The organism is Chryseobacterium limigenitum (assembly GCF_900114875.1).
Classification (GTDB): Bacteria; Bacteroidota; Bacteroidia; order Flavobacteriales; family Weeksellaceae; genus Chryseobacterium; species Chryseobacterium limigenitum.
Genome location: NZ_FPKW01000016.1, coordinates 1 through 14492 on the forward strand (window position 1 = coordinate 1; position 14492 = coordinate 14492).

The following is a 14492-nucleotide window of genomic DNA, read 5'->3' on the forward strand; positions in this document are numbered from 1 at the left end:
TACCCGTCTCTCTTGGAGAAGATGCCTACCGCCTTTTTTAAGATATCACGTTCAAGCTTTGTTTCTTCTAGTTCTTTGCGAAGTCTCAATAACTCTTCCCTTATTGGATCAGAGGATATTTGTTTTTCCTTGCTAAGTTTACCTTCTTTGTGAAGTTTTCGCCAATTAACGAGACTTTCTTTACAGATCCCCAATTCTTCAGCTACCGAGGATACATTGCCTCGCTGCTCACTTAAAGATACTGCTTGGATCTTAAACTCTAGACTGTAATTTTTTCTGATCTTTTTCATACTCTTAAAGATAAAGAGTATAAGAATTGTGTCCTAACAAAGTTAGCAACTCCAATCTTTATTTTCTACTTTATTGGCATCATCAATTTCTGATTCCTGAATAGTTTTATAATGGTCAGTTAAGAAATATTTTCTCCCTTCTTTAATTAAATATTGCTTTTCAACTAGATTTTTCCTGCAATTCCCAACAATATTAGAATGTAGATTCAGGAATTCTCCAATCTTCTTATTTGTCATTTGATTAAAACCGAGTTTCTTTTTCAGGGAAAAATCCAGCCCCAACACCAGTTTTTCATTAAAGGACAATTCTTTATTTGATAAAATTTCAAAAGGAATCTCTATTGTTAATTTCTTCGAAAATCCATATAACCAATATTCTTCGTATTCATTATTAAAATTTTCATCGTCATATTTTTTCATTTTACTATTTTTAATGTGGTAAGTTTTGTTTTATTACTTGATAGTAGAGGTAAGTTCAAGAGATTCAATCTACTACTGACTACAGAAAGAAGTTGACTGCTTCATGTCTTCTTTTTACCTTTGTAACACTCGATTCTTTCGTTGTATTCAAGAGGTTTCATCTGACTACTTTCGTATTAAATCAATACAACCACTATTTTTTCAGGGAGTAACAGTACTACTTTATCCCCAACCGTGCATTTCAATTCACCTAATTTTGCATTTCAATCTGAATGATCCTGCATTTTAATATCACTAAACTTACATTTCATTCTTACCAAACCTGCATTACATTTTCATCAATTTTGCACTTATAATTAATAACATAATTAAATACCTTAGTTAAGAACTTGAATTAAAAAAAGATCTCTGTAAAACTGACTGGAGGCGGTTTTACCGCCTCTCTTTCTTTTTTTCAAAAACCTATCTCATATTTATTAATCCATTCGAATCTAAAATAGTAATTCTTCTTATTCCTTTGGATCAATGAAAATTCAAATAAATGTAATGCTGTGAACGATTTTCACGAATGTTCTCCATTGAAAAACTTTTAATTAGGAATCTATATCAGATTTTACAATTGATTTTATAGAACATCGCTGAAAACATTTTCTACAAAGGAATTATTTAATTTTCAGCTTGAATTCTTTTTGAATATTTTGGAATTATAACTAACATATGTTGTGTAATCCAAAATTACTTCTGGACTTCGCCGAGTTAAATAAGCAAATGTTTGCAAACCTATTTTAACGGGAGGTTATGTCATATTTCTTTTTAAGTTTATTTGTTCTTAAGTTCTGGATCCGCAGATAAACCCACGTTTCTTTGAGTGCCTTCCTCCTAAATAAAAAGACACTGAAAGAAATTTTAGTAAGAATCAATAATCTTAAACTGCTTTAGTAAATCTTGTGTAAATTTCGAAAGTGGCCGATTATGAATCTCACTTTCATTAATGTAATTACTAAATAAATATCTTAGATAGGTTTTTTTATCGGGAAATAAACCGTCTATTTTCAAATGATTCTTAATAAGTTTTTGCGTATAAATAATAGACTTCATTAGAATTTCATCTGCTATATCGTGATGACAATTGTAGATATCTTCAATTGAATAAAGTTCATTATGTTTGGAAACAATATCAAAGGTATCTACAGCTTTAGCTATAAAATTCACTTTCAAATTCTGTTTTTTCAACTCTTTAAAAGTGAAAATCTTTCTAGGATCAGGATCGTATTCTAAATGAAACTTAGCTAAATCAGATAAATTATTAAAATACGGATGAAAATACTCCTCCAAATTTAAATCAGTCCTGTTTTTAGTATTATTACAGTTCGCACAAGAAGGAATTAAATTATATAGGGATATTGATAAATATGGATATTTTGTTTTTGGGAAAAAATGATCAAACTGAAATAAAGCTTTTTTACCTTTTATAGTAATTCCGTACTGTGCATTACAGTAACAACACGATTTTAGATTAATTTTTTCTGCAAGCCAAATCCCCCTAGTTTTACCATCCCTAAATCTATCTTTATAACCAAAACATTCTAATAATTTTGTGCCAAAATCAGTAGTCTTCGAGCTTTTATAAATTATCTCTTCCCATTTTTGAGTCTTAAAATGATCTATAATTTTTTTTAATTTGTTAGGTTTTTCGATAATTATTGAATCAAAATTTCGAATCAAATAAGTAACTATTTTCTTTTCATTTATATCCGATGTATTATTTTTTAGTTCCTGCAGCTTGTCTTGAGGCTTCGTGTTTTTTTTAAATTTCAATAAATACTCTAACTCAAAATCAACTACAGACTTGAACTCTTTTTTATCTAACCTATTCTTTAAATTAATTATTATCATTATCAAAAAATTTTTTATATTCTTCCTTTATGAAATTTTTATAACTTTCTGTAGATTCTTGATATTTATTTTTGTACATATCTTCCAATCGTTCTCTAATAATAAAATCTCCTATAATATCAATATTATTTTTTTCTATATTTTGATCGGTAACATTCACGCTTTTTAACTTTTTGATTAAATCTTCAATGACTGTTGTGGCAAACTCACCCATGTAACCATTCTTCATAAAAAAGCTATCTGAAAGTAAATCATGAATATTGGAGCCAAAAGTCCTATCTCTATTAAATATTTGTTTTGAAGAATTAATACTTTCTCCATGCTCATTTGTGGACTCATCCATTTCCAAAAACATTATATTTTGAACAGGAATATCTGATAAAATAAATGGAGAATGAGTTATAAAACATATATTCAAATTTACTTTAGATAAGTTAAGATTTCCTATACCATCCAATAGACGGCTTATAAAGACCCTTTGATATTCCGGATGAAAATATAGTTCTATCTCTTCAAGAATAACATTGAGATTCGTATATTTAATCTTATCTTTTTTTTTCTTAACGGAATTAAGATTATATAAGTGATAGAAAACAGTATTCAATATATATATCATTTGTCTTTCGCCAGAACTTAAAGATTTAAATGGTATATTTTTATTTTTACTCTTAGAATTTAATAATATTTCAATCCGAAATATTGGTGGGGGAATCAACTCTGCAACATTCAAATTTGTATGGTTAACTTGTAAAGCAGTAATTAACTTAGAATAAGAAGCAGTAAATATGTTGGTACTTTTCAAATTAATATTTAGTTCTTCTGAATATTTTAAAAAGTTAAATACCTGTCGTAATTTTAAAGTAATATGAGTAGAATCTTTATAAAGATCATCAACTAGTTTTTTTATTTTATCATCGTGAAATTTTCTTTTATTACGATCAAAATAATCTATATATTCTTTATATTTTGTAGCTATTTTAGCTATTTTACAATTTAAATAAACTTTTACCACATTCCATTTTTCATCTGTAAAATTCCCTAATATCAATCCATTTTTTTTAAATAGCAATTCAAGAATCTTGGGATTTATTTCAATATCTTTGAATTTCACACCTTGTTTGGTATCATCTCTATACAAATGCTGATTCTGAAAATCAGAAACAGCTAATAATTTTAATTTTAACTTTTCCGCACTTAAATTATCTGTAATTCGCTTTGCATTAATATGTGGCTGCAGGATATTTGAAATTAACCTAGATTCCGCCAATTCTTTCTCTTTACTAGGAGCTATTATTCCCCCTTGCTCTCTGTAAGGATTTAAAACAATAGGAATTTGATAAGCATCATTTTTATGAAATAAATGATTAATCCAGAAACCAGGTTTTTCCTTTTCATAACCCATTTCATGATGATTATATGCCCAAAGGGAATAGTTTAAAACCTGAGTATGAAAAAAGTTATCATCTATGAATTTTTTAAATAGTTGTAATTTTTTTTCTTTAGTTCCTATTAAAAGCTGTGTGAAATTTTTTCCAAACTTTGCCTTTGAAACAAAAATTGAATTGTCACAAACTATAATTTTTATACATCTATCTACATCAGTAAAATAAAATTCAACATTAATCTTAGGAATATGTTCAAGCTTTATTTCACTATCTAAACCACTAAAATTCACTTGAAAACCATATGCAAATGATATATTATTTATTGCACATATTAATAGATCTATAAGAGTACTTTTACCACTTCCATTTTTACCTACAATAGCTGATACATTTATCTTTACATCTCCCCTACTATATAGATTTTCATTAATAGAGGGATTGTGATCAACTTTTTCTATTTCTTTTCCGTCATTATCTAATTCAAAAGTGTAATCATTATAAAATTTATAAATATTCCCGATTTCTAAATTTTTTAAAAAATTAGGATTACAATTCTCTAATGGTCTTATTGCTATTAGTTTAAAACTCATTTTAATTTTTGTTAATGGTTATTATTGGCTTAAATGTAAAAATATTAATCATATATAAAAAATAAAACCTGCTCGCAGCAGGTTTATATTTGGTCTTAGTTTCAAATCTAAGCAGATTTACTAAAATACTCTTTCAACAATTCAGCATTCTCATCCTGCGATATTTTGATATAACTATTAAATGCCTTCTCGGTTCTATGTCCTGTAATATTCATAATTACTCTTGTAGGAACACCTCTCTTAAACATATTGGTTGCAAAAGATCTTCTTGCAGTATGCGTGCATAGCATATCATATTTTAAAAGATTTTCCTCAACCCTTTCTTTGCCTTTATTTCTAATTTTTAGAATCTTATCATTAATTTTTGCCATTTCCCCTAAATCTTTCAGATTCCTATTCATTGTCTGATTAGATACTGACTTCGGAAGATTGTTCGGATTATCTTTGTATTTATCCATGATTTCTCTAACTGCTGGAAGAATTGGAATATTTACCCATTCGCTCGTTTTTATGGTTTTAATCCTAAGAACATCACCAACAATATGTTCTTGCTTTACTTGGCTAAAATCACTAAACCTCAACCCTGTATAACAACCAAAAACAAATAAATCCCTCGTTCTCTCCATTGTTCTATCACCACTCAAATCTAATTTTATAAGTTTTGCAATCTCATCTTCGTTGAGGTAAATATTGTTAACTTCCTCCCTTACGGTTTTAAAATTTTTGTGCTGATAACCTGTGAAAGTATTATAATTGTCCTCTGTTGCTGAGTTTAATATTGCTTTTAGATTTTTGATAATTTTTCCAAAACCATTGTTAGTTAAGCCTTCAATTCCTGTATAAAAATCCATGAAATCATAATAGAAATCAATATCGATGCTCATCCAATCTAATTTATTTCTGCTATACTCTTGATAATCTTCAAGCTTATTCAAAGCAGTACGGTAGCTTTTAATAGTACTCCCTGTAAGACGATTCTTACCATTTTCCAAATATTTTTCCGCATATTCAAAAAAAGTGTATTGTTTCTTTTTCTCTGTCCCAGTTTTATTGGATGTATAAATAGATTTCACATAATCTGTGGTTGGATCATCGCTTTTGATCAGCATTTCATTAACTATATCTTCCACTTTCTGACGAATTCCCTTAATGTAGATATTAAACCTATCAGAACCAGGATAACTTCTCTTTACCATTTGTGTTTTTTCATCCCAGTATTTTTCATCAATATTCTTATGAGTTGAAAAATGAGTTGTTTTCTTTTTATGAGTATACCTAAGCATCAGAAGGGATTCAGGACTTTTCTTTTTCTTCTGATAATCAAGCTTACTCAGGATAAATTTAAATGTTGCCATTGTTTTAATTTTTGATTGTTAACTGTGAATTTTGAGACATAGTTTTGTTGTAGTAACCTTAGCCCTAAACCGCTATGCGCTACAACTGTTAGGGCTAAAGTTTTTATTAAAAAGGAGAAAATTCGTACTGCTCCTCTAAGTATTGAATTGCTTTTCTTCTCTTGCTTTTCTGGGAAGAAGACAAAGGACTTTCATCAATTACATCCATAAGTTGCTTAAATATTGAAATATGTTCAGGATGATGATTCTCAATATTTTTCATTGCTGTATAAATTATATTAATCAAATCGTACTTTACAGGCTCTACTTTTTTCTCGTATGGTAGAACCAATTGACTTTTTAATTTAGTAAGCGTCTTCTTAAGTTGAACTAAAGCCGAATTTTGGGCTGGTTCTCCAAGTAGAGTTTCGAACAACAATTTACTTTTGAAAATCTTCTCAGGCTTTTTCACTTTTATTTCATATTTGATAATATGTTCACTTGTAAAACGTTCAGCTGTGTAAGTCCTTTTTCGCTTTGCGTTTTCAACAGCATCATATATTTTGAAGCAAATACCCTGTTTTTTATCTTCAAACATCCTCATATAAGATTTTGAATAGATAAGATCATGATTATGCATCCTCAAAATTTTCTTCAAAAATTCTTCAGGACTTATTTCTGAATCATAGTACCCGCCATATTCCAACTCAATAACTTCCGACTTTTTAATATCTATTCCCAGAATCTTTTTAATGATGATATAGAAATCCTGTAATTCTTCATTTTCTACAGTATGATAATTATGTCCAAATAAAAAATATGGGATGCTGAGGTTAATCGTAATCTCTCCTGAACTCATAACATAAAGAGAAAAGTTTTTGGAATTTGGACCAGCTTTTTCAACTAAGGTATATCGATTACGTAATGTCGGATGGTCCACAAGGTTATTCCAGTTAAGATTCGATGCTTCTTGTCTATCTATTTTCATAGATATGAAGTCAACTTGTGTTTTATATAAATTACTGTTCATTGTATTTGGTTTAAAAATCTGACAATAAAATAAGTTTATAAATTAGTGCGCAACAGCCCAATTAGCCCCTTTACCAAGTTCTATTGTAAGCGGTATAGAAAGCCCGACTACATTTTCCATTTCATGTTTTATCAGCTTTTCCATAATTTCCACTTCATTTTCAGGGACTTCAAACAGCAGTTCATCATGAATTTGGAGTATGATTTTTGACTGCAACCCCTTCTCTAAAATCGCTTTATCACAGTTTACCATTGCCATTTTAATAATATCTGCTGCACTCCCCTGTACAGGGGAGTTCATCGCCAGACGTTTTCCTTTTTCACGAATCCTCATATCGTTAGAAGCGAGTTCTGGAATTAGTCTGGTTCTTCCGAACAATGTTCTGGAACAACTATGATGATCGGCATAATCAACTAACCCCTCCAAGCAAGATTCGACTCCTTTAAACTGGCTAAAATATTCACTCATCATCTTTTCAGCATCCTCTGTAGAATGATGTTTTTTTGTAATTGATGTAAGAGATTCTGCTAAACCTATTGCTGACATTCCGTAGATCAAACCAAAGTTGATTGTTTTTGCAATCTTCCTCCGTTCTTCGCTTACTTCCGAAATTTTACAATTGAACACTTTAGAAGCCGTTAGTTCGTGAATATCTATACCATTATTATACGCATGGAGTAAAAAAGTGTCCTGACTTATTTCAGCCATAACCCTAAGCTCAATCTGCGAATAATCAGCACCAATCAGCACACATCCTTTTTCAGCAATAAAAACCTCTCTGAACTTAGAAGCAATAATTTTAAGCTCGTCAGTTTCACTTTCCTTATCTTTCAGCTTTACATTGGGGATATTCTGTAAATTCGGATCACTACAACTAAATCTTCCTGTTGCTGTTCCAGTCTGATTTAAATTGCAATGAAGCCTTTTTGTTTTTGGATGGACTTCTTTCAATTGAGTACAGAAGTTTAGTAGAGTGTTGATTTTTCTGTAATCCAAGATTAACGGAACTATTTTGTGGTCATCTTTAAGATTCTCCAAGTGTGATTTGTCAACAGAAATTAATTCTGATTTACCTTTGGAAGTAACTTTCGGTTGAAGTTCCAATGTTTCAAAAAGCAGAGTACTCAGCTGTTCATTGCTGTTGAGATTAATTTCTGTTCCTGCAATTTCTGTTATTTTTTCGGTAGTCGTTTGTAGTCGATTCAATAACTGACATTCTACATCGGTTAATTTTTTGACATCTATTTTCACACCATTGAGTTCGATCTTAACGAGAACACGGATTAAATCGTGTTCTAACTGATTAATAGCTATATTCATTTTAGTTTTGATTTAATTGTTGAGTTAAATAATGATATAATTGCAGAGTTAGGTCTGCATCTTCACAGGCATATTTGGTGAGTTCGTCTTTCGGAACTTCGGTAATATCTCTGTCTTTAAGCATCTCTTTGTAGGAAATTTGATGGTATTGTAAATGTAATTCGGAAATACCCTTTAATCCGTGGGTTTTACGGTTGGGATCCAAGAGATAATCTAAGATCATTGTATCCCTGACTTCACCTTTGATCTCAATACAGTATTGATGAAAGAATTTTAAATCAAACTTGGCATTGTGAAAAACTTTAGTAATTGTTTCATCTTCTAATAGTGGTAAAATTGGTTGTAAGAATTCTTTAGCTTTGGCTTTATTTTTATAAAAAGGGAGAACAATGTTAAATCCCTTTCCTTTTTCAACAGATATAGCAATACTCACAATATAGTCTGTAAATGGGTCTAATCCCGTAGTCTCCAAGTCTATGACAAGGATCTTCTGTTTATTCATTTTGTTACGTTTTCATTGTTAAATAATTTCTGTAACTGTTTAGACAGCCGTGTCATTTTATTAGCAGTATCAACCGTTTTATAATTGGTATCAATGTTATCAATTGTGATAAGTGGCTTTAAGTCCTTTTCAGTCAGAATTTCAAAGTACATTTTAGTATTTAGAGGAGTCTCTTTGTAACTAATTTGCTTGTATTCAAGATATTTCTTAACTTTTGTCGTAAATGTCCTCTGATTCGGGAGATACCTCTGATTGACGTATCCTCCTTTTGAAAACTTACTGAATAACTCTTTCTTATGAAGTTTTTTCTTACTGCTTAATTCTTCCTCCATAAATTCTAAGAATTCAACTCCAAGCTCACTGATAAGTCTTCTCTCGGTAAGATTTATAGAAGGAGCTTCCATTAAACCGTTGTTCAAATAACTTTGTAAACAATGCATCATGTAGTATGAAAATTCATCCCATTGCTTTTGATTCCAGTCAGTGAAAAAGAAATGCTTAAAATCATTGTAGACTGTTAGATTCTTTCCGTAATGTTGAGCAACTTCAAATTCAATTCGTCTCCTATCAGTACTATTCCCCGCAGGTGCTTTCAGTACGTAATTAGTTGTAAAAGCAATCTTCGGAGATTCTTCATAAGAAAGCAGTATTTCTGATTTATATTTCCTATTGATTGCAAAGCCGTCTGCGGTTATGTTATAAAAAGTATCTAAACTGAGATTTGGATTAGCATCATTAATTAAAACAATATCCGTTTCGGTATTTACTCTCTGAAAATCAAACATGCTCCCTTTAAAACCTTTACCCGATATTTCACAAACATTACGCATATGTCCTACGCCTTTCATCAACAGTGATTTTCCTGTCCCCCCTTCTACCAAGTCTATTTCATTCATATTCTCATCCATAAAAATCACTGCTTTAGCTAATGCAAAGTTTTTATGTCGATGTAACATATAACCAAGAGTAGTTTCTAAAGGCAGAATCCTTTCGGGATCATTCTTTGCAAGGTTATTTACAAACTGCTGAAACGGAATTGACTTCTTTGAATTTAAATTTTTGGACGTATGAAAGGTTCTTGGCAGGATTTGTTGCTCCATAATCTGCCATTGCAAATCTTTATAATTGACCAATGAAATAGATTCCTTCGATATATGCACCGCCGTATTTAAAAAATAAATATAACTGTCGTCAGGACTATCCATTTGCTTGCGATACTCAATTGTTTTTATGAAATAAAGTGCCTTATCATCCAACAAAAGTTTTGACTTATTTATAAACGCATCCAGTACATCATCTAATTCAACATCTTCCTGCTTAAACATTTCAAAATTTTCACTTAACCAGTCTAAAAGCATTCGAACAATGTCTGATTTGGGAATCCTTCTTATTATGTTTTCTCTGACTACGGCGAATTCGTAGGAATTCTCCTCTTTCAAACGCTTGATCCCCAAGAAATCTAAAAAATTATAGAAATCAACAGACCTGACTTTTACTATTCCATCCTCATTCAGATACCATGGAATATGAACTATTTTCTGTGCCATTTCTTGTACCATTGTTCGAGCCATATTTTTGCGAATTTGTTATGCATTTCAACTTCTTTTTTCATTTCATTTTAATTAAGCCAAAATTTAAAGGCTTCACCAATTGTTTGGAATTTTTCTCTAATCTTATTCTCGATTATTAAAATATATTCATTTTCTATTTCCCTGATTTGCATCACGAAATCTTCCTCCGGATTTTTATCCATTTGTTTGTTATTTGATTTTTCGATTAAACTTTAAAAATCCCTCAACCTCAGAAAGCTTATACCGGACATTCTTACCGATCGCATAAGAAGGAAAATCGGAACTAGCTTTCTTAAAGTTGTGGAAATGTGAAATTGAGATCTGGAGGTGTTCGCATATTTGCTTATCAGTCAAAAGCTTTTCCGAACCTGCTGACATACCTGCAGTCATGCCTTGCTCCGTCAGCAGAGATAGTACTCTCTCTGCTATTCGAATCTCCAGTTCCGAGAAAACTTTTGTTAGATGATATGTTAGTGCGTTGTTATCCATGACCTTGTCTCAATTTGACAGGTCAAAAGTAGAATAGCGAAGAATTTTTTTTAGTACGATGTGTAAAATCAGAACGATATTTGCACGTTTTACATACGATGTATGTCTTTTAGTTTCTTATTGATTCAGTAGAAACCTGTTTAAGATATTGTTCCAGAGATAATTCAGGGTTTTCAATAATATCTTCAAAATATCCCTCACGGATATGGACAAATGAATTGTATAAGATTTTTGCGAAATCTTCTTTGGTGATTTCAGGGAGACGAAATAATTTAAGTTCCCTTATAAACTTCTGTTTATCCTCTTTGTCTTTGATTTTTGGATAGAAATGACTTCGTGGTTCTGTCAGTTCAATAAATTCTCCTGTATCAACCAATAAACCTTCAGAATTCAATACAGTTTTCTTGATTTTTTTGTTCTTTATCTGCTCCGCTAAGTTTGAATGATATTCGATATAATAGTTCTCATACTGACTTTTCCCACGTAGATAATAATTGGAATAGCTTGTATAAAGTTGTAGCATCTTTTTCTTAAATTCTGTTTTCTTATTAATAGTGAGATACAATAGCATTATTGGATATGGATTGGTTGAATAGGCAAAAGAATTATCAAAGAACAATTGAATATCCTCTTCCTGTAAAATATCTCCAAGAATTGTATATACCTCTTGTTTGAAATCTGATTTTGTTTTTAGTTTGTTTCCCAACCTTTTTTCAAAATCTCGAGCATCTTCAACAGCAAAATACAGCGGTAGTCTAAAATCAATAGGCTTCTCTATGAATCCATCAGGAAGTTTGAAAATGGTAAAATCTCCGTATTTTCGTTTATGATTCTTTGCTAATTTTTTTAAGGATTCTCTCATCCCTTCAACCCCTTTAATAAAGTTATCAGCATTTTCTTCTATGAAGTTTATCTGAAAGTCTTCATAACCATTAAAGGATCGAGATTTCAAAAGAGAGTTAATTTTCTGTTTTGAATAATAGATTGAACCGTATTCACAGATAAAATACTGCTCTAAGAGTGAATATTTCTGCAATTCTGTTTCAAAAGTATCTATTTCTAAAAGGTAATCTTTAAGAACATTTTCTAAAAAATTAAAAACTTTGGCTACTGATTCCAAAGATAATTCTGTTAATTCAAGGGGAGTTCTATCATTACGGTTCATAGTAAGACTTTTAGAAGGACTAATATAAAAATATTCGTGGAAATTTTAAGAAATATTGCAAGTTGACGAAAATGGAAACTTTTGATTGCTCTTTAGGCAAAGGTATTACGGAGGCAAAATAGTAAAATGACTTCTTCATATTTGTGATCACAAAATCATTTTTATTTTTATTTTAAAATAGAACCACATCCTTGCGAAGTCAATACAGCAAGGCTTTTCCGAGGAAGTTTAAGCGTATATTTCAGCGTTGTGGTTTTGGGAAATAAAAAAGCCCCATAAATAGGGGCTTGTCGAGTTTTTGTAGTGGTCCCACCTGGGCTCGAACCAGGGACCACCTGATTATGAGTCAGGTGCTCTAACCAACTGAGCTATAGGACCTCAAAATTTGGTTAAATTTTGTGATTGCAAAAATAGTAAAATTTCTTTCACTACAAAACTTTTTATTGCTTTTCTTGGCAAAGTTCTACCAACACGCCATTAGTTGATTTAGGGTGGAGGAACACAACCAATTTATTATCAGCACCTTCTTTAGGTTCTTCCGAGATGAAAATAAATCCCTCTTTTTTTAATCTTTCAACCTCTTCAACTATATTTTCGACGCCAAAAGCCAAATGATGGATGCCTTCTCCCTTCTTATCAATAAATTTTGAGATGGGGCTTTCTGGATTACTGGCTTCCAGAAGCTCAATTTTACTTTCTCCTGTTTCATAAAAAGAAGTAACTACTCCTTCCCTCTCTACGGATTCTTTTTTGTAAGAGTTCTTGCCTAATAGTTTCGTAAACAGTTCATCAGAAAGTCCCAAAGATTTGACCGCGATGCCAATATGTTCTAGCTTCATAAATAAAAATAAATATAATTAAGTCGTAAATTTGATAATGGTATCAAATTTCAAATAGCAATTCAAACAAAAGTACTAAATTTGCACAACTTATGGAAAGTAACAGACAAAGAAAAGTAGCACAGATTATACAGGAAGATTTCGCAGAACTTTTCCGCAAACAGGCTGCAGAAAGCAAACAAAGTTTTTTAGTATCCGTTTCGGATGTAAAAATAACTCCGGATTTGAGTATTGCCAAAATTTATTTAAGCATATTCCCTCAGGAATTCAGAGCTTCTATCATGAAGGAAATTGAGGAAAATAAAACTCAGTACAGAAATTTTATCGGTCAGAAAATGGGTAAGCAGGTGAGAATCATTCCACAGCTTAATTTCTATTTGGATACTGCCCTTGATGATGTAGAAAAACTTGAAAAAGAACTAAGAGGCGAAGGCGACAATCCTATTTTATAGATTTTGAAAAACATTGCATTTTACATAGCTTCACGCTACCTTTTATCAAAAAAAGGGAGTACTGCCGTTACGTTTATTACGTGGCTGGCGGTAGGGGCAATGACAGTTGCTGTAACTGCAATGTTTGTAATTATTTCTGTTTTTTCAGGTCTTGAAGATCTTAATAAAGACCTTATTTCTAATCTTCATGCCGATTTAACGTTAAAGAGCAGTACCGGAAAAACAATCAAAAATATCGATAAAGTTGATAACGTTTTAAAAAACGATAAAGAGATCAGCAGTTTTTCAAAAGTTATTGAAGAAAAAATATACATCAGCTATAACGGAAAAGGAGATATTGCCTATTTAAGAGGTGTAGATTCTGCTTATACAAAGGTTAATCCTATTGATAAAGACGTTTTTTACGGATCTTATCCAAGTTTCGAATACTCGAATGAAGTATTAATGGAAAACTCATTAGACAACAGATTATCCATTCCTATAGCTTCTTCCGGTGATTATGCAACGCTTTTTATGCCTAAGCCCGGAACTGGTATTATTAATAAAGAAGAAGACATCTATAACAAAAAGGATATTCTGATTACCGGAGTTTTCCCGGGAAAGGATCAATTAGACAATTATATTATTTCACCGATAGAACTGACTCAGGAATTACTTAATTTGCCTAAACATTCTGCCTATCAGATTGTCATTAAATTAAAAAATCCTGACAACACAGATTCAGTAAAGCAAAGACTGTTATCTTCTCTTGGAAAAGATGTTGAAATCAAAACCAAAGAAGAAGAAAATGCCGCATTCTGGAAAATGATCAACACCGAAAAATTATTCATTTATCTGATTTTTGCTTTGGTGATTTTCATTACAACGTTCAATCTTGCAGGAGCAATCATTATTTTACAGCTCGACAAAAAAGAACAGGCCAAATCATTGATTTCGTTAGGTTTTCCTTTAAGTCATTTAAGAAGAATTTATTTCTATACAGGAATTCTCATTGTGGTTTTAGGCGTTATTTCCGGCTTAATATTGGGTACGGCACTTTGCTATTTTCAATTATACACTGAGTTTTTTAAAGCTAATGAAACGCTTCCTTTTCCTGTAAGAATTGTTGGCAAAAATTATTTCACTGTGGCCATTACCGCTTCCCTGTTCGGCTTTATTATTTCATGGGCATTCTCTAAGATCAGTAAAGAGTATATTACTAAAAATTAA

At 31.1% G+C, this 14492-nt stretch carries 14 protein-coding genes and 1 tRNA gene; 2 read left to right on the forward strand and 13 right to left on the reverse strand.

Features of this window, described 5'->3' with window-relative positions:
* The 13 genes from BT156_RS16320 to mce form a co-directional block, all read right to left on the reverse strand.
* On the reverse strand, window positions 1-290 hold a 290-nt coding region (locus BT156_RS16320; RefSeq protein ID WP_034676731.1), incomplete at its 3' end, for a transposase.
* Between the two features lie 42 nt (window positions 291-332).
* Window positions 333-710 (reverse strand): hypothetical protein, encoded by a 378-nt coding sequence (locus tag BT156_RS16325; protein WP_072411657.1) that lies wholly within the window; start codon window positions 708-710, stop codon window positions 333-335.
* Window positions 711-1616: 906 nt separating this feature from the next.
* On the reverse strand, window positions 1617-2606 hold the full coding sequence (locus tag BT156_RS16330) for an HNH endonuclease (protein WP_072411659.1): 990 nt from the start codon (window positions 2604-2606) through the stop codon (window positions 1617-1619).
* Window positions 2593-4581: an AAA family ATPase gene (locus BT156_RS16335; RefSeq protein ID WP_072411661.1), complete on the reverse strand. Its 1989-nt coding sequence runs from the start codon at window positions 4579-4581 to the stop codon at window positions 2593-2595. The genes BT156_RS16330 and BT156_RS16335 overlap by 14 nt, the downstream gene beginning before the upstream one ends.
* 107 nt (window positions 4582-4688) lie before the next feature.
* A complete protein-coding gene (locus BT156_RS16340; RefSeq protein WP_072411663.1) occupies window positions 4689-5936 on the reverse strand; it encodes a site-specific integrase in 1248 nt (415 codons plus the stop codon).
* Between the two features lie 106 nt (window positions 5937-6042).
* The gene (locus BT156_RS16345) at window positions 6043-6945 is read right to left on the reverse strand and encodes a hypothetical protein (RefSeq protein ID WP_139255503.1); all 903 of its coding nucleotides are present in this window, start codon (window positions 6943-6945) and stop codon (window positions 6043-6045) included.
* Between the two features lie 42 nt (window positions 6946-6987).
* Window positions 6988-8265, reverse strand: coding sequence for a DNA polymerase (locus BT156_RS16350; protein WP_072411667.1), 1278 nt, complete (start codon window positions 8263-8265; stop codon window positions 6988-6990).
* A 1-nt stretch (window position 8266) separates the two neighbouring features.
* Window positions 8267-8767, reverse strand: a complete 501-nt coding sequence (locus tag BT156_RS16355; RefSeq protein WP_072411669.1) for a ribonuclease H-like domain-containing protein — start codon at window positions 8765-8767, stop codon at window positions 8267-8269.
* Complete coding sequence (locus tag BT156_RS16360) at window positions 8764-10314, reverse strand: primase-helicase family protein (RefSeq protein ID WP_139255504.1); 1551 nt, start codon at window positions 10312-10314, stop codon at window positions 8764-8766. The genes BT156_RS16355 and BT156_RS16360 overlap by 4 nt, the downstream gene beginning before the upstream one ends.
* 213 nt (window positions 10315-10527) lie before the next feature.
* Window positions 10528-10827, reverse strand: a complete 300-nt coding sequence (locus tag BT156_RS16365; RefSeq protein WP_072411673.1) for a helix-turn-helix transcriptional regulator — start codon at window positions 10825-10827, stop codon at window positions 10528-10530.
* Between the two features lie 109 nt (window positions 10828-10936).
* Complete coding sequence (locus BT156_RS16370) at window positions 10937-11992, reverse strand: fibroblast growth factor (protein WP_072411675.1); 1056 nt, start codon at window positions 11990-11992, stop codon at window positions 10937-10939.
* 304 nt (window positions 11993-12296) lie between these two features.
* Window positions 12297-12370 (reverse strand) — tRNA-Ile (locus BT156_RS16375).
* A gap of 62 nt (window positions 12371-12432) precedes the next feature.
* On the reverse strand, window positions 12433-12831 hold the full coding sequence (mce, locus tag BT156_RS16380; protein WP_072411677.1) for a methylmalonyl-CoA epimerase: 399 nt from the start codon (window positions 12829-12831) through the stop codon (window positions 12433-12435).
* 92 nt (window positions 12832-12923) lie between these two features.
* On the opposite strand from mce, the gene rbfA reads away from it, so the two are divergent.
* Both rbfA and BT156_RS16390 read left to right on the forward strand, forming a co-directional pair.
* The gene (gene rbfA, locus BT156_RS16385) at window positions 12924-13283 is read left to right on the forward strand and encodes a 30S ribosome-binding factor RbfA (RefSeq protein ID WP_072411679.1); all 360 of its coding nucleotides are present in this window, start codon (window positions 12924-12926) and stop codon (window positions 13281-13283) included.
* 3 nt (window positions 13284-13286) lie between these two features.
* Window positions 13287-14492, forward strand: a complete 1206-nt coding sequence (locus tag BT156_RS16390; RefSeq protein ID WP_072411681.1) for an ABC transporter permease — start codon at window positions 13287-13289, stop codon at window positions 14490-14492.

Coding starts and splice junctions, on each gene's coding strand:
- BT156_RS16350 (WP_072411667.1), bottom strand. CDS start 8,265: ATGAATATAGCTATTAATCAGTTAGAACACGATTTAATCCGTGTTCTC.
- BT156_RS16365 (WP_072411673.1), bottom strand. CDS start 10,827: ATGGATAACAACGCACTAACATATCATCTAACAAAAGTTTTCTCGGAA.
- BT156_RS16370 (WP_072411675.1), bottom strand. CDS start 11,992: ATGAACCGTAATGATAGAACTCCCCTTGAATTAACAGAATTATCTTTG.
- BT156_RS16335 (WP_072411661.1), bottom strand. CDS start 4,581: ATGAGTTTTAAACTAATAGCAATAAGACCATTAGAGAATTGTAATCCT.
- rbfA (WP_072411679.1), top strand. CDS start 12,924: ATGGAAAGTAACAGACAAAGAAAAGTAGCACAGATTATACAGGAAGAT.
- mce (WP_072411677.1), bottom strand. CDS start 12,831: ATGAAGCTAGAACATATTGGCATCGCGGTCAAATCTTTGGGACTTTCT.
- BT156_RS16360 (WP_139255504.1), bottom strand. CDS start 10,314: ATGGCACAGAAAATAGTTCATATTCCATGGTATCTGAATGAGGATGGA.
- BT156_RS16355 (WP_072411669.1), bottom strand. CDS start 8,767: ATGAATAAACAGAAGATCCTTGTCATAGACTTGGAGACTACGGGATTA.
- BT156_RS16325 (WP_072411657.1), bottom strand. CDS start 710: ATGAAAAAATATGACGATGAAAATTTTAATAATGAATACGAAGAATAT.
- BT156_RS16340 (WP_072411663.1), bottom strand. CDS start 5,936: ATGGCAACATTTAAATTTATCCTGAGTAAGCTTGATTATCAGAAGAAA.
- BT156_RS16345 (WP_139255503.1), bottom strand. CDS start 6,945: ATGAACAGTAATTTATATAAAACACAAGTTGACTTCATATCTATGAAA.
- BT156_RS16330 (WP_072411659.1), bottom strand. CDS start 2,606: ATGATAATAATTAATTTAAAGAATAGGTTAGATAAAAAAGAGTTCAAG.